The organism is Bradyrhizobium sp. UBA2491 (assembly GCF_002341725.1).
Classification (GTDB): Bacteria; Pseudomonadota; Alphaproteobacteria; order Rhizobiales; family Xanthobacteraceae; genus Bradyrhizobium.
Window position 1 is genome coordinate 86,467 of the sequence record NZ_DDOP01000081.1, and the last position, 14,972, is coordinate 101,438.

Sequence of the window (14,972 nt, forward strand, 5' to 3'; positions counted from 1 at the left end):
GGCTCTGACGAAGTGGATGCGCGCGTAATATCGTATTGCGATATAATTTCAAGCGGGAGACCTCGAATGGCAGCTTTGAAAGGCCCTCCGAAATCGCCGAACAAGGCCCGGAAGCGGGTTCCCAGCCAGGCCGATTACGAGGCGCTGTCGCAATTCCGCTATCTGATCCGGTGCTTCATGGAGTTCAGCCAGGAGGCGGCGAAGGCCGAGGGCCTGACGCCGCGGCAGCATCAGGCCTTGCTGGCGATCAGGGGATTTCCCGGCGGCGGGCCGGTCACGATCGGCGATCTGGCCGAGCGGCTGCGGCTTCGCCACCACACCACGGTCGAGCTGGTCGATCGGCTGTCGGACGCCGGGCTGGTCGAGCGCGTGCTCGATCCTGCCGACCAGCGGCGGGTGCTGCTGAAACTAACCGGGCGCGCGGCTGGTCATCTCGCCGAATTGTCCGCGGTTCATCTCGACGAATTGTCGCGGATCGAGCCGCTCTTGAAGCAGGTGCTGTCGCGGCGGTCGGAATGAATGGTTGCGTGCACAAAGCTGCGGCGTTTCTCGCCCTAGGCTAGGTTCCGGGTATCATACAACCATAGCATGTCGAAGCTAGATTTAATGCGCGCTGCGACAGGGCGTTATGCCTTGTCATTGTCATGAAACCTTCATAGACCGGGTGGGGACAATATCATTGAATGGACGGCGGCCGGTCGTGACCGATGCGGGCACTGCTATTGCCATCAGGCATGGCGATCAGGCGGAATTCGAACTCAAGCTGCTGGCGCCGCAAGGAAGCCTCGAAAAGCTACGCGAGGCGCCCTGCATCGTGCAGCATGCACGTAACCGCGGCGCATTTCACCGGCGGGAAACCGTCTACTACGACACGCCGGAGCGCCTGCTGTTTCGGCACGGCATGTCGCTACGCGTGCGGCACAGCGGCAAGACCTTCGTCCAGACGCTGAAGCTTCCACCCAATCCCGCGCAGCCGCTGTTGCGGCGCCAATGGGAAATGCCGGTTGCGGGGATCACCCCTGACCTCGCGCTGTTCCCGGCGGACGAGGTCGGCGATCCCGTGGCGACGCTGAGCAATGATATGCTGGTGCCGGTGTTCGAGACCAAAGTGCGCCGGCACGCGCGGCAGCTCGACCTGCCCGATGCGTCGGTTGAAGTCGCATTCGACGAGGGCACGATCGAGGCCGATGCGCGCCAGGAGGTGCTGTCGGAAATCGAGATCGAACTGAAGAGCGGCAATGCCGGCGTCCTGTTCGACCTCGGCGCGCAATTGCTCGATGCCGCGCCGCTACAGATCGGTACCCGCAGCAAGGCGGAGCGCGGCTATGCGCTGGCGTTCGATGTGGCGCCATCCGCGGTGAAGGCCGAAGCGTCGAGCATCACCGCGGAGCTCGCGGTCGACGACGTCATCGCATTGCTGGTGGGCTCCTGCTGGCATCATCTCCTGAAGAATCACGCGGTGGCCGAGCAGGGATCGGACTCCGAGGGCGTGCACCAGATGCGCGTGGCGTTGCGCCGCCTGCGAACGATCTGCGGACTGTTTCGGCGCGACATTCCATCGCCGGCATTCCGGGCGATCAACGGCGAAGCAAAGTGGTTGATGCGGCAACTCGGCCGCGCCCGGGATTGGGACGTGTTCGCCGAATCGACGATCACCCGCCTGGTCAAGGCGGTTCCGGACATCGACCTCGATGGCTTGCGCCAGGCGGTTCAGCAGCAGAGGCAGTCGAGCTACGGGACCTTGCAGAGCGTGCTCGCCGATCCCCGGTGCAGCCGCTTCCTGCTCTCGCTCGGGCATCTGGTGGAGCGCCGCGGCTGGCGCAACGAGATCGACAGCGAAGCGCTGGCCGTCCTGTCGCAACCGATGCCGGTGCTCGCCGATCAGATTCTGGGTCGGTTGCATCGCAAGACATTGAAGCGCGGCGCGCACTTCCGGCGGCTCGATATCCAGGCGCAGCACACCCTCAGGATCGACCTCAAGAAGCTGCGCTATGCGGCGGAGTTCTTCCTGCCGCTTTATGCGACCCACGCTCCGGCGAAGCGCTATGTGAAGCGGCTCGCCCGGTTGCAGAACAGTCTGGGGCGGGTGTGCGACATCGGCAGCACGCGCGTGCTGCTGCATACGATCCGGCAGGACGACCAGCCTGCACTGCATCTCGGCATCGGCGCGATGGCCGGCTGGCTGGCGCGCGATCAGATCGCGGTCGCGAAAGCGCTGCGCAAGAGCTGGCGGCGGTTCAAGGCGACGCCCGCATTCTGGGGCCGCTGAGTTTATCGGCCGCGGGCGGTCCGTGCGGCCGCCCTCACCAGATTACGCCTGGATCGCTGCCGCGGAGGTCTGCGGCTTGCGCTCGGTGACCAGCGCCAGCAGCACCGTCAGCACCATGAAGACCACCGAGGCGCCGAACACCCAATGCGGCATGTGCTGGTCCATGATCCAGCCGAACAGCAGCGGGCTTGCGATGCCGCCGAAGTTGAAGCCGGTGGAGACGATGCCGAAGGCGCGGCCGGCGGCTCCGGGAGGTGCTGCGTTGCGCACCATCATGTCGCGGGACGGCGCGATCACGCCGCCGAGGAATCCGGCGAGCCCCATCGCGAGCGTGAGCGCCACCGGCGGCAGGTTCATCAGCGCGATCAGCAGCACCAGCACGGCATTGACCGCGAAGCAGGCCGCGGCGACCTGGCTGTGACGATGGGTCCAGTCGGCGAGATAGCCGCCGGCGAGCACGCCTGCGGCGCTGGAGCCGAGGAATGCGGTCAGGGCGATATTCGCGGTTGAGAACGACGCGCCGTAGCCGCCCATCAGCGCGACCACGCCGAAATTGTTGATGCCCGAGGTCGACAGGCTGAGCAGCGTGAAGAAGGCCGTCAGCACCATCAGCGCCGGCGTGATCACGCTCGCCTTCTGTGAGCCGTCGTCCTTGGCCTTGTTCTTGTTGGCGCCGGCGTCGGGAATGCCGAGCACGATCAGGAACAGCGCCACCAGCGGGCCGACCGCGCCGGCCACGATCAGCGCGCCGAGGCCGCCGACCGAGGCGACCAGCGCCGCCATGATCGCCGGCGCCACCGCGCCGCCGAGGAAGCCGGCAAAGGTGTGGATCGAGAACGCGCGGCCCATCCGTGCCTCGTCCATATGGGCCGAGAGGATGGCGTAGTCGGCCGGATGATAGACGCTGTTGGCGAGGCCGAGCAGCACGGCGCAGACGATCAGCGAGGTGTAGCTGAGATGCAGGCCGAGCCCGATCAGCGCGCAGCCGCCGACCGTCAGCCCGATCAGCAGGATCTTGCGCGCGCCGATATGGTCGGCGAGGTAGCCGATCGGCGCCTGGGTCAGGCCCGAGACCACCGCGAATACGGTGAGCGCCAGGCCGAGCTCGACATATCCAACACCGAGCTGCTGCTTCAGGAACGGAAACAGCATCGGCAGCACGAAGATATGGAAATGGCTGACCCAATGGGCGACCGAAATCCCGGTCAGCGTGCGCGCCGCACTGTCGGCTTTCGCTTGCTGCGGTGCGGCCAGAATATCGACCATGTCCGTGAAAACCCCAGTTCCGTAAGCGTTTTGCAGCGAAGCGGGCACCGGTTCGCATGCACAAAACGCGTCGAGAAGCCATGCCCGGCAGGGCCGGCAGAAAATAGAGGTTGGCGGCTAATTGTCCATGAACACAGGCGCATGGCTGCCCCCGGCACGGCCGTGCCGGATCGACACATGCGGCATTAAATGCAGCGACAAATTGTGGCCGTGCGGGGATGATCGGCCATGGTCGACGCCAGAACGCCACTCCGGGTGCTTGTGTCGGAGGGCTCCAGCACCTCCAGCCGCGAGGCGATCACGATCCTGGGGCTGGCCGGCCATCACGTCGAGATCTGCGATCCGGCGCGCTGGTGCCTGGCGCGCTATTCCCGCTTCGTCCGCAAATATCACCATTGCCCGCCGCTGCGGTCGGATCCGGCCGGCTATCTCGGCTTCGTCGAGCGCCTGCTGGCGGCGCGGCATTTCGATGTGCTGCTGCCGACCCATGAACAGGGCTTCCTGTTCGCCCGCTCCGAGGCCCGGCTGAAGGCGCACACCGGCCTCGCGCTGCCGGATTTCGCGAGCTATCGCGCGGTGCACGGCAAGGCCGGCTTCAGCCGCCTGCTCGACCGGCTCGGCCTGCCGCAGCCGCCGACCCGGATCGTGACCTCGGCCGACGAGCTGCGCGCGGCGATCCGGTTTCCTTCGGTGGTCAAGACCTCGGTCGGCACCGCCAGCCGCGGCATCTGGTTCGTGCGCGACGCCGGCGATCTCAATCGCGCGCTCTACGATCTCGAATCGTCAGGCGATTTCGCCGGCGAGGTGCTGGCGCAGGATCTGATCACCGGCACGGTCGAAAAGGCCCAGTCGGTGTTCTGCCGCGGCGCCCTCGTCGGCTTCCACGCCTACCGGCAGGTCGCGGCCGGTGTCGGCGGCGGCGAGGCGATCAAGGAGAGCGTGAGCCGGCCGGCGATCCGGGCCAGCCTCGAGACCATCGGCGCGCATCTTCGCTGGCACGGCGCGCTCTCGGTCGACGTCATCATGCCGCTGGACAGCGCGACGCCGCTGTTGATCGACTGCAATCCGCGGCTGGTCGAGCCCGTCAACGCCTATCGCGCCGGCACCGATCTGGTCGATCTGCTGCTGCGCGTCTCGCTCGGCGAGACCCCGGCGCGGCTGCCCGACGGCCGCGCCGGGGTGCGGACCCATCTGGCGATGCAGGCGCTGTTCGGCAGCGCCTCCCGCGACGGAACGCGGCGTGACCTGATCCGCGAATGCGGCCGCATCGCCGCGGGCAAGGGTCTCTATCGCGGCAGCTCCGAGGAATTGACGCCGGTGCGGCTCGATTGGCCTTCAGCCGTGCCGGTGGCGATGACGACGGCGCTGCTGCTGGCCTCGCCGCCGATCGCCTCATCGCTGGCGCGCGGCGGCTTCGGCGCGCATCTGCTCGACCGCGCGAGCATCAGGACGATCGAGGGGGAGGATTTTATGCACGATCTCTCGACACGTCGTCCCGGCGAAGGCCGGGACCCATAACCACGAATACAAGTTTGGTGGCACGCCGGGGCGGCACGGTGCCCAATAGCGCGCTTCAGGGGTAATGGGTCCTGGCTTTCGCCAGGACGACATCGTGGATAGTCCTACAACGGCTCGTCGTCATTGCCGTAGCGATCGAGCTTCGGCGTGGCGATGTCGCCATCCTCGTAGGACTCGTCGTCCGGCGGCGCTGCGGGTGGTGGAGGCTTCTTCGCCTTGTCGTCAGGCTTGGTGCCGCCCTTGTCCTGCTTCCCGGCCTTGGCCATGCGTTTCCCCTGCGCGGGTCAAATCAGTCGCCGGAATTCTACTCCAGTTCGTGGGCGCTCGTCATGTGAGGAGACGGCGCGGTGAGGTCACACCCGCGCCGCTCTTTGTCCGGGCATGCCTAGAACGTCGCGCCGGCCTTCACCATGTAGGTGCGGCCGGGCAGCGGATAGGCCGAGAAGCGGCCGGCCGTGAACGAGCTCGCGATGGCGTAGTCGTAGTACAGCGCGTTGAACAGGTTGTTGACGCTGAGCGACCAGAAGAAGCGATCGACTTGCCCGCTCAGCTTGATGTCGGCGGTGGCGTTGCCGGGAATCCGGCCCTGGGTGTTGGCCTGGTCGTTGTCCATGACGCGCGAGCTCCAGGCCCGCGCCGTGGCGTCGAACACCAGGTAGTTCTGCCAGATATTCCAGGTGATGCCGATATTGCCGGTGTAGCGCGACACCAGCGGCACGTCGTTGCCGGCCCACATGCCTTCGCGGAAGACGGCGCGGGTGACCGCCATGCCGCCGCGCAGGGTCACGGTGTCGCTGACCTTGAGCGAAGCGCTGGTCTCGGAACCGTAGCGGCGGGTCGGATCGAGGTTGACGTTGTAGAACAGCACCGGGTTGAAATGAATCTCGTTCTCGAGATCCATCAGATAGACGCTGGTCTGGACCTGGAAGCGATTGGTCTTGACCCGGAAGCCGCCCTCGACGTCCTCCGAGGTCTGGGTCTTGAGCTGGAAGTTCTGCGGGATCGGCGCGAACGTCACCGGATCGAACGACGGGCCGGATGCGACGCGCTCGTCGACATCGGGGGTGCGGAAGGCGCGGGCGGCGCGGCCGAACACCGAGAAGGTGTCGGTGAAGCGATGCTCGACGCCGACATGCAGCGCATATTGCGTCTCGTTGCTGTCGAGCGGAGCCGCCTGCGTATCGAACGCGAACGGCGCGTTCGGGTCGTAGCGGTCGCGTGCCGAGACGCTGGTATTCTGGACGCGCGCGCCGTAGGAGACATCGGTGGTCGGCAGCAGTCCCAGCGTATGCTGCCAGTATCCGGCGACGGTCTGCTGCTCGATGTTGTAGATGTGGTAGGGGTCGACGCCCTGGTAGGCGCCGCGCGCCTCGCGGAAGGTCGAGTCGTAATAGTCGATACCGGTCAGGATCGTCGACGGCATTCCGAAGGCCACGTTCTTGATGCTGAGCCGCGGCGTGATCGACCATGTCTGCAACGCCGCATCGTTGTAGGTCGAGGCAAAGCTGATGGTCGGCACGGTGCCGAAGAAGCCGCTCTGGGTGTCACGCTGCCGCCAGCCGCCGTCGACGATGAGGTCGACGCCGTTCATCAACGTCTTGGTGAAGCCGGCGGTGACGCTTGATGTCTGCTGGTTGGCGTAGTCGAACGGCGTGCTGGTGCCCCTGCGGTCGGTCTGCAACTCGTTGACGCCGATCGACGGATCGACCAGCCGTCCGCCGGGGAGACCAAGCTTCTGATCGCTGCCGGTGACGGTCAGGAAGGCAGAGAGGTCCGACGTGTTGTAGTTGACGTTGCCGACCGCGTTGCGCTGGTCGAGCGCATTGTTGGCGCGGTAGCCGTCGGACTTGATGCCGTTGCCATAGAACGAGGTCGACCACGGCCCCGAATTGAGTGCTGCGGAGATCGCGGCCATCCGCGTGTTGAACGAGCCGACGCCGCCCTCGGCTTTGATCGTGGCTGGCGGGCCGCCGGCGCCGGTCTTGGTGATGATGTTGACGACGCCGCCCACCGCGTTGTCGCCGTAGAGCACGGCGCCGCTATTGCCGCGGCTGATCTCGATGCGCGCGATCGAATCGAGCGGGATCGTGGTGAGGTCGAAGCCGGCCTTGTCGACGTCGTTGAGGCGGCGGCCATTGAGCAGGAACAGGGTGTTGTCGGAGGCGAAGGCGCCGAAGCCGCGCAGATCGACCGCAGTCTTGGCGCCGTTCGGGCCGCCATAGAGCGTTTGCAGTTGTACGCCCGGCACCTGGGCAAGGATTTCCGGCAGCGACTGCACCGGCGAATGCGCGATGTCGTCGGCCGTGATCACGGTCGAGGACGAGCCGACGATACCGGCGAACTGGCGTCCGCCGCCGTTGCCGCCCGTTCCGGTGGCCGGTGCGGTTCCGGTCGAATTCGATCCGGCGCCGCTGCCGGCATCGCTGCTCTGGGAGGTGCCCGGCGCCGGGCGGCGCGGCGCCGGCGCTTCGTCGGCGGCCGGCTTGGCGCGCGTGACGTTCTGGTCGTTCGGTTTGGCGACCTCGATGGCCGGGAGCTGATCGGGAGACGGGACTTGCTGCGCCCGCGCGGCGGAGGCGGCGATTGCAGGGGCGATCATCGTCGACGCGAGCAGAAGCGCGCGGCGGCGCCGATGGGAAGGGAAGCAAAACATAAAGTGCGGCCTCGGAATGACGTCAGTGGCACGTCACCGCGAACCCAGTCTCACCATTGCACTTGCGGCATCCGGTGAAGCTCATGCCTGTACTCCCCGACCGGCATCGTCGCGTGTGACCACGGCTGACGGCAGGTCTCCTGGCTCGCGGGTCGTTACCCTTCGTCGCCTTCCCAGGACCGAGTTTCCCAGTGGCATCTGACGAAGGATTCACCGCATACAGTTGCGGGGGCAGCCGCGGCATTGGGGAGGTTTCCCCGCACCGCATTCCCTTTTCATCTCATTAAAGAACCGTCATGTTCAACTAGCGTTCGGCCGGGCAGCAAAGTCAATCCGGCGGGCGTCCGGCGGCGGCGAGGCGGTCACGGTTTTTATCGAGTGTCGCTTGTCTGCCACGGCGATCGCTGTAAGAGCATGGATTGGATGAGCGTGCAGGATTTTGCCTTGGCGGCCGAGGTCGCGGCGCGGCGCCGGTGGGGTGCCACCACGGCGCTGCTCGCGCTCGTCGTGCTGCTGCTGGTGGTTTCGCTCGGCGTCGGTCCGGTGCGGTTGTCGCCGCTCGCGGTGATCGAGGCGCTGTTCGGCGGCGGCAGCGACGTCGCGCAGGTGATCGTGCGCGAGATCCGCTTGCCGCGTACCATCCTGGCGTTCGCGATCGGCGGCATTCTCGGGCTGTCCGGCGCGGCATTGCAAGGCTTGCTGCGCAATCCGCTGGCGTCGCCATCGCTGTTCGGCGCGCCGCAATCGGCGGCATTCGGCGCGGTGCTGGTGATCGCGCTCGGCCTCGCCGATGTGCGCTCCTACGCGCTGCCGGTGGTGGCGATCATCGCCGCCTTCGGCTCGGTGTTCGCGTTGCTCGCGATCGCCGGCCGCAATGCCGGGCTGTTGATCCTGATCCTCGCAGGGCTCGCGATATCGAGCTTCGCCGGCGCCGCCACGGCGCTGGTGATGAATCTCTCGAGCAATCCTTTCGTGGTGCTGGAGATTGCGTTCTGGCTGCTTGGTTCGCTCGAGGACCGCAGCTTCCAGCACGTCGCGCTGGCGCTGCCCTTCATCGTCGCGGGCGCCGCCATCCTGCTCAGCCAGGCCAGTGCGTTCCGCGCGCTGACGCTCGGCGAGGAGGCCGCGCAAAGTCTCGGCGTCGACGTCGGAAGGTTGCGGCTCCTCGTCATCACCGGCGTTGCGCTCGGCGTCGGCGGCGCGGTCGCCGTCACAGGCACCATCGGCTTCATCGGGCTCGTCGCGCCGCATCTGATGCGACCGGTGATCGGCCACGATCCGGCGCGGCTGTTGGTGCCGAGCGCGCTCACCGGCTCGGCGCTGTTGCTCGGCGCCGATATCGCGGTGCGTATCATCCCCTCCACCTCGGACATCAAGGTCGGCGTGCTGACCTCGATCATCGGCGTGCCGTTCTTCCTCTATCTGATCATGCGCGAACGCCGCGCGCTCGGCGGGGGCGTGGCATGACATTGCTCACTGCCAGCGGTCTCCATGCGTCACTCGGCCATCGCGAGGTGCTGCGCGATATCTCGCTGTCGCTGGCCGCGGGCCATCTGGTCGCGCTGGTCGGTCCGAACGGCGCCGGCAAGACCACGCTGCTGCGCGCGCTCGCCGGACTGATTCCCTCCGATGGCGAGATCCGGATCGACGGCGATGCCTTGGCGTCGCTGTCGTTGCGCGAACGCGCGAAGCGTTTCGCCTATCTGCCGCAGGGCCACCTGGTGCACTGGCCATTGCCGGCGCGGGATATCGTCGCGCTCGGCCGCTATCCGCATGGCGCGACCGATCCAGCACGGCTGTCGCCGCAGGACATGGACGCGGTGTTGCGGGCGATGCAGGCGGTTGACGTCATGGAGTTCGGCGATCGCCGCGTCACCGAGCTCTCCGGCGGCGAACGCAGCCGGGTCGCGCTGGCCCGGGTGCTTGCGGTGGAGGCGCCGGTCATCCTCGCCGACGAGCCGACTGCCTCGCTCGATCCGCGCCACCAGATCGACGTGATGCAGAAGCTGCGCAGCGTCGCCGACACTGGTGTGCTGGTGATCGTGGTGACCCACGACCTCGGCCTGGCCGCGCGGTTTACCGATCAGGTGCTGGTGCTGTCGGAGGGACGGCTCGCGGCGCAAGGCGCGCCTGATGCGGCATTGTCGGAGCGCGTTCTGGCCAGCGTGTTCCGGGTCAGCGCCTTTCGCGCGGAGTTTCAGCGCGAAGCGGTGATCGTGCCGTGGGCGGATGTCTGATGAGGATGCGGTGGCTCGCAGTCACGGCGGCGGCATGGCTCATCTCGGCCAGCGCCGTGTCCGCAGCGGGGCCGCGCGTCGTCTCGATGAATGTCTGTAGCGACCAGCTGGTGCTGTCGCTGGCCGATCCCGACCAAATCCTCGGGCTCAGCCGCTTCGCCCGCGATGCCTGGCAATCCTGGGCCGCCGACAAGGCGCGCAACTATCCGCTGCTGTCCGGCGGGGCCGAGGATGTTTTGCTGCTCAGGCCCGATCTCGTCGTGGTCAGCCTGTTCGACAAGCGCGCGACACGCGATCTGTTGAAGGCGAACGGGCTGCATCTCGTCGAATTCACCGTGCCGCGCACGCTGGACGAGGTGAAGGACCAGATCCGGGCGATGGGCGACGTGCTGCAACATCCGGATCGCGCGCAGGCCGAGGTCGCGCGGCTCGACGCAGCCATCGCGCGAGTGCGGGCGGTGGCGAGCGTGCATCATTACCGCGTGCTGCCGCTGGAGCGGCGCGGCTTCGTCTCGGGCGACAGCAGCCTGATCAGTTCGCTGCTGACGGCAACCGGCCTCACCAATGTCGCCGGCGAGCTCGGCCTCGGCGCCGGAGGATTCGCGTCGCTGGAGGCGATCGTCAAACTGCGGCCGGATTTCATCCTGGTGTCGGAGGCCGGCGATCGCGCCGAGGACGAGGGCCGCGCCTTCCTGTTGCACCCGGCGCTGGAGCGCTTCTATCCGAGGGAGAAGCGCATCGTGTTGCCCGAGCGGCTCACGGTGTGCGGCGGCGTGATGCTGGCGGATGCGCTGGACTGGCTGACGGCGGAATTGCAGCGCGTGACGCGGTAGGCCAATCAAGTCAGCCGTCCAAGTCCCGTCATCCTGAGGTGCGAGCCTTGCGGCGCAATTGCGCCGCTGGGCGAGCCTCGAAGGATGCACGGCCCGGATATTTCCAAGCGCTCGCGGAAGGAGTTGGGCCGTCGCCCTTCGAGACGCGCTGCGCGCTCATCAGGGTGACGGTGAGAGATGTTGTGCGACGGCCAACGGTTAGCCGATCATCCCATCAGCACCGGCCCGCCGGCCTTCTTCCAGGCATCGATGCCGCCTTCGATATGGGCGGTGTTGGTCAGTCCGGCTTTCTTGGCGGCGGCTACCGCCATCGCGGAGCGCTCGCCGAAGGCGCAGAAGAACACGACGCGGCGGCCGGTCGCGGCGGCGACTTCGCGCAGCATGCCGCCGGGCTGTAGGGTGGCGCAGATTCCAGGATAGGGCGCGTGCAGGGCGCCGGCGAGCATACCGTGCTTGGCGCGCTCGCCGCTCTCGCGCAGGTCGACCAGCAGCACATCGGGCCGGCCGAGGCTCGCGATGGCGTCGCGCGCGTTGAGCGAGAGCCCCTCCCTGGCGAGCTCGTCCTGGTGCAGGCCGACATGCATGTTGGCGGGCACCACGACGTCCATCAGCTTCGGATTCGGCAGGTTGAGGTTGTTCATCAGCTCGACATAGTCGTCGATCGATTTGACTTGCAGCCGCGGATTGTGGCGCTTCTCCTCGCCGATGGTGGAGACGGTGTCGCCCTTGTAGTCATGCGCGGGGAACACCATGGTCTCTTCCGGCAGCCTCAAGAGGCGGTTGAAGATCGAATCATACTGCGCCCGCGCGCTGCCGTTCTGGAAGTCGGTGCGGCCGGTGCCGCGGATCAGCAGCGTGTCGCCGGTGAAGACGCGGTCGCCCATCAGGTAGCTGTAGGAATCGTCGGTGTGGCCGGGCGTGTACATGGCCTCGAGACAAAGCCCCTCGATCGTCACTTTGTCGCCGTCGGAGACCCGCATCGAGACCACGTCGGCCTTGCTCTGCTCGCCCATGATGGTGATGCACTGGGTGCGGTCGCGCAGCTCGCCGAGGCCGGTGACGTGATCGGCGTGCAGATGGGTGTCGACGGCCTTGACCAGCCGGAGGTCGAGTTCCTGCAACAGCTTGCAGTAGCGATCGGCCTTCTCCAGCACCGGATCGAGGATCAGCGCCTCGCCGCCGGCGCGGCTCGCGAGCAGATAGCTGTAGGTGCCGGACACGCTGTCGAACAGCTGGCGAAAGATCATGACGGCTTACCTGTTCTCCGGGTCGAGTCGTGGAGAGGATATTATTCCATAGATAGGGTGCATTCAAAGCAAATCCATCCCCGTGCGACTCCGTATCCGTCACCCCAATCCGTCCCCGTCACCCTGAGGAGCCGCGAAGCGGCGTCTCGAAGGGTTGATGGCCCGGCTCTTTCCGGCGACAGGCTTGCAGTGCGCTGAAGCATCGGGGCCGTTCATCCTTCGAGACGCGCTACGCGCTCCTCAGGATGACGGGTTATGGTCTTGGGCGCTCAGGGCCGGACGTAGCTCCAGCCCTGCTCCTGCAACTCCATCAGGTGCACCACGCCCGACGGTACGATGGTGGCGTCGGGGACGACGGAGATCGCGTGGCCCTCGGCCTTCTCCATGCCCTGCTTGGTGTTGTTGCAGGCCGAGAACTGGATCTTGCCGGGAAACACCAAATCCTTCAGCCGCCTGATGCGGTCCTGCACCGGCGAGGTATCGCTGCGCAGCATGTGCAGGCCGGGGCCGTAGGTCACGATGTCGACTTCCACGTCCTCATTCTTCGCGCGGTAATATTCGATCACGTTGGTGGCGTTGTTGAGCGCGAGGTTCATGATCTGCGGATCGTTCTGGTCGACCTGGATCGCGATGCGGTGCGGCTTGTCGGCGGCGAGCGCGCCGGTTGCGAAGGCGAGCGAGAGCAGGGCGGCGGTGACGAGACGGCGAAGCATGGCGAACTCCTAGGGGCGGACCAGCGTGTAGCCGTTTTCGGTGAGCAGCAAAATCTGCGCGACGCCGACCTGGACGGGCGTGGCGGCGGCGATGTAGTCCGGCCGCTTGCCGGTGTCGCGCTCAATGGTGTCGACGGTGTTGAGGCAGATGTCGACGCGGGCGCCCTGCGCAACCAGGCTCTCGACCAGCTTGCGATTTGGATTGTCGGGCTTGAGCAGCTCGATGCCGGGGCCGAAGGCGACGATCTCGACCGCGACCTTGTCGGGGTCGTAATGCTTCATCAGGTTGTTGGCGACGCTGATCACGAGGCCCTGCTTCTTCGAATCGCTGTCGGAGAGTTGCAGCACGATCTTGTGCTCGGCGAACGGCTTGTCCTGCAATGGCGCCAGCTGGGCGCGGGCCAGCGGTGCCGTGAGCGCGAGCGCCGCCAGGCCGAATGCCGCGATCAGCGCCCGCCGCGTCATCCGAGCCTCGTGATGCCGGGATTGTCGTCGACGCCCTTCAGCGTCACGCCGGGCTCGTCGCGGTTCGGCGGCCGGCCGGAGCGCAGATGCTTGGCCACGACGTCCCAGACCGGCGCGCCGCTCTGCTGGTTGACCGAGGCCCAGCCCGCGACCTTGTAGTGCTTGCCGGCTTCGAGATGCCTGCCGTTGCGAAGCTTGAGCTCGGTGATGCGCTTTCCGACGCTCTCGCCCGGCGTGCAGGTGTAGGCGAGGCCGCCGACGCGTACCATGTCGCCGCCCTGCTGATAATAAGGGTCGACGTTGAACAGATTATCGCAGACGTCTTCGAGCACGTCCTTGATCTGGCCGCCGGTCATGGTGGCGACGTAGGTCTCCGGATAGGTGATCGCGGTTTCCGCCAGCACGTCTTCCATGGTCAGCGGCTGGCCGGCGAGCGTGGTGAGACCCCAGCGGAAGCCGGGCGACAGAGCGATCTCGGCGTTGAGCTCGTTCAGCAGCGCGTCGCAGATCAACTGGTCGACGGTGCCGGAGAAATTGCCGCGGCGATAGAGCAGGCGGTCGGCGGCGCCGAGCTTGTCGCTCCATTCGTCGACATGCGGGTCGCGCATCTTGTCGATCAACGCCTGCATCGTCGGATCGGGCTTCAGGAGCTCGGCAAACACCGGCAGCAGCCGGTAGCGCAGATTGGCGACCTTGCCCTTGGCGAGGTCGAGATCGAGCACGCCGATGAACTTGCCGTTGGAGCCGGCATTGGTGACCAGCGTGACGCCGCCGGCATTGGTCACCGTGATCGGCAGCGGGATCGCGTCATGGGTGTGGCCGCCGAGGATCACGTCGATGCCGGTGACGCGACTAGCCAGCTTGAGGTCGACATCCATGCCGTTATGCGACAGCAGGATCACCGCCTCGACCTTGTCGTTGTTGCGATGGCCGTCGACGAGCTTTTGCAGCTCCTCGTCGCGGATGCCGAAGGTCCAATCCGGCGTGAAGCGCTTGGGGTGGGCGATCGGCACATAGGGGAAGGCCTGGCCGATGATCGCGATGCGATGGCCGCCGATCTCCTTGATGACGGATGGCTTGAACACGCGCCCGGAGGCCGGATCGAACGCCTTGGCGTCGTTGAATGCGGCTTCCTCGGTCAGGAATACGTTCTGCGCCAGGAACTCGCCCTTGAAGCGGGCGAGATTGTCGCGCAGCACCTGCTCGCCATAGGTGAATTCCCAATGCCCGGTCATCGCCTCGATGCCGAGCAGGTTGGCGGCCTCCACCATGTCGGCGCCGTTCATCGCGTTGGCAAGCCCGGTGCCCTGCCAGAGATCGCCGCCGTCGAGCAGGATCGAGCGCTTGTCGCCGACATCGGCGCGCAGCTTGTCGACCAGCGTCTTCAGATGCGCAAAGCCGCCGAGCCGGCCGAACCGGCCGGCGGCCTTCTCGAACTCGACGCAGGTAAAGGCGTAAGCGTCGGCGCTGTCGGGTCGGATGCCGAAGCGGTCGAGGAACGCCTTGCCGACCAGGTGCGGCGGCTGGCCGGCCATCGCACCGACGCCGAGATTGACGCTGGGCTCGCGGAAGAACACCGGCTTCAGCTGCGCATGGGTGTCGGTCGTGTGCAGGATGCGCGCGTTACCGAAGCGTTCGAGGTCGTAGACGCTCGCGGTATCGGCGCTGCGCGCAAGACGGGGCAGGCCGGCCGTCAGCGTTGCGGCGGCGGTCGCTCTCAGGAAATCCCGGCGGCGGATGATCATTACTTTCTCCGCGCGGCCCGTGGCCT

Annotated in this window: 13 protein-coding genes and 1 riboswitch; of the genes, 6 read left to right on the forward strand and 7 right to left on the reverse strand. The window is 66.5% G+C overall.

Annotated elements, in window-relative coordinates; genetic code table 11:
- Window positions 1-66: 66 nt before the first annotated feature.
- Both B2W55_RS28370 and B2W55_RS28375 read left to right on the forward strand, forming a co-directional pair.
- Window positions 67-519 (forward strand): MarR family winged helix-turn-helix transcriptional regulator, encoded by a 453-nt coding sequence (locus tag B2W55_RS28370; protein WP_024578754.1) that lies wholly within the window; start codon window positions 67-69, stop codon window positions 517-519.
- Between the two features lie 181 nt (window positions 520-700).
- A complete protein-coding gene (locus tag B2W55_RS28375) occupies window positions 701-2,269 on the forward strand; it encodes a CYTH and CHAD domain-containing protein (RefSeq protein ID WP_024578755.1) in 1,569 nt (522 codons plus the stop codon).
- Window positions 2,270-2,311: 42 nt separating this feature from the next.
- Here B2W55_RS28375 and B2W55_RS28380 read toward each other — a convergent pair whose 3' ends face one another.
- Window positions 2,312-3,535, reverse strand: a complete 1,224-nt coding sequence (locus B2W55_RS28380) for an MFS transporter (protein WP_024578756.1) — start codon at window positions 3,533-3,535, stop codon at window positions 2,312-2,314.
- 228 nt (window positions 3,536-3,763) lie between these two features.
- On the opposite strand from B2W55_RS28380, the gene B2W55_RS28385 reads away from it, so the two are divergent.
- Window positions 3,764-5,053 carry a hypothetical protein gene (locus tag B2W55_RS28385; RefSeq protein WP_024578757.1) on the forward strand — a complete coding sequence of 430 codons (1,290 nt, stop codon included), beginning with the start codon at window positions 3,764-3,766 and terminating at the stop codon, window positions 5,051-5,053.
- A 104-nt stretch (window positions 5,054-5,157) separates the two neighbouring features.
- Here B2W55_RS28385 and B2W55_RS28390 read toward each other — a convergent pair whose 3' ends face one another.
- Window positions 5,158-5,319, reverse strand: coding sequence for a hypothetical protein (locus B2W55_RS28390; protein WP_168200236.1), 162 nt, complete (start codon window positions 5,317-5,319; stop codon window positions 5,158-5,160).
- Between the two features lie 119 nt (window positions 5,320-5,438).
- Window positions 5,439-7,652, reverse strand: coding sequence for a TonB-dependent receptor (locus B2W55_RS28395; RefSeq protein WP_244442112.1), 2,214 nt, complete (start codon window positions 7,650-7,652; stop codon window positions 5,439-5,441).
- 167 nt (window positions 7,653-7,819) lie between these two features.
- Window positions 7,820-8,017, reverse strand: a riboswitch (cobalamin riboswitch).
- 112 nt (window positions 8,018-8,129) lie between these two features.
- Between B2W55_RS28395 and B2W55_RS28400 the strand changes: the two genes are divergently transcribed.
- The 3 genes from B2W55_RS28400 to B2W55_RS28410 are packed head-to-tail and all read left to right on the forward strand — an operon-like array spanning window position 8,130 to window position 10,776.
- A complete protein-coding gene (locus tag B2W55_RS28400; RefSeq protein ID WP_029878747.1) occupies window positions 8,130-9,173 on the forward strand; it encodes a FecCD family ABC transporter permease in 1,044 nt (347 codons plus the stop codon).
- Window positions 9,170-9,943, forward strand: coding sequence for an ABC transporter ATP-binding protein (locus B2W55_RS28405; RefSeq protein WP_024578760.1), 774 nt, complete (start codon window positions 9,170-9,172; stop codon window positions 9,941-9,943). Before B2W55_RS28400 ends, B2W55_RS28405 begins: the two co-directional genes overlap by 4 nt.
- Window positions 9,943-10,776 (forward strand): ABC transporter substrate-binding protein, encoded by an 834-nt coding sequence (locus tag B2W55_RS28410; RefSeq protein ID WP_024578761.1) that lies wholly within the window; start codon window positions 9,943-9,945, stop codon window positions 10,774-10,776. Before B2W55_RS28405 ends, B2W55_RS28410 begins: the two co-directional genes overlap by 1 nt.
- A 206-nt stretch (window positions 10,777-10,982) precedes the next feature.
- On the opposite strand, the gene B2W55_RS28415 is transcribed toward B2W55_RS28410, so the two are convergent.
- The 4 genes from B2W55_RS28415 to soxB all read right to left on the reverse strand — a co-directional run bounded on the left by B2W55_RS28415 (window position 10,983) and on the right by soxB (window position 14,946).
- Window positions 10,983-12,023, reverse strand: coding sequence for an MBL fold metallo-hydrolase (locus tag B2W55_RS28415; RefSeq protein ID WP_024578762.1), 1,041 nt, complete (start codon window positions 12,021-12,023; stop codon window positions 10,983-10,985).
- Window positions 12,024-12,292: 269 nt separating this feature from the next.
- A complete protein-coding gene (locus tag B2W55_RS28420) occupies window positions 12,293-12,736 on the reverse strand; it encodes a DsrE family protein (RefSeq protein ID WP_024578763.1) in 444 nt (147 codons plus the stop codon).
- A 9-nt stretch (window positions 12,737-12,745) separates the two neighbouring features.
- On the reverse strand, window positions 12,746-13,201 hold the full coding sequence (locus B2W55_RS28425; protein ID WP_024578764.1) for a hypothetical protein: 456 nt from the start codon (window positions 13,199-13,201) through the stop codon (window positions 12,746-12,748).
- Window positions 13,198-14,946 carry a thiosulfohydrolase SoxB gene (gene soxB, locus B2W55_RS28430; protein WP_024578765.1) on the reverse strand — a complete coding sequence of 583 codons (1,749 nt, stop codon included), beginning with the start codon at window positions 14,944-14,946 and terminating at the stop codon, window positions 13,198-13,200. The genes B2W55_RS28425 and soxB overlap by 4 nt, the downstream gene beginning before the upstream one ends.
- Window positions 14,947-14,972: the final 26 nt, after the last annotated feature.